Raw genomic sequence first — 255 nt, forward strand, 5'->3', positions numbered from 1 at the left:
TAGGTTTGTTCAGTTTCGGTAAGCAGCGTAGAATCTCTTCAATACTGGTGATGCCTGCGGCAGCCTTTACCAGGCCATCCTCCAGCAGGGTGATTAATCCGGAATGCTCAATGCTGATTTGCCGTATTTCGTAGCTGGTTTTCTGCTCAAGTATGGCATCTCGGACCAGTTCATTGAGCACCAGTAGTTCAAAGACACCTACTCTGCCTTTGTAACCCGTCTGCTTACAGTCTGAACAACCCCGCCCTTTCCTGA

General features: G+C 49.0%; 1 pseudogene. It reads right to left on the minus strand.

Annotated elements, in window-relative coordinates:
- A pseudogene (locus FCL47_RS24675) lies at positions 1-255 on the minus strand (secretion system protein E); the annotation flags it as partial.

Origin of the sequence: Desulfopila sp. IMCC35006 (genome assembly GCF_005116645.1) — a bacterium.
Taxonomy (GTDB): domain Bacteria; phylum Desulfobacterota; class Desulfobulbia; order Desulfobulbales; family Desulfocapsaceae; genus Desulforhopalus_A.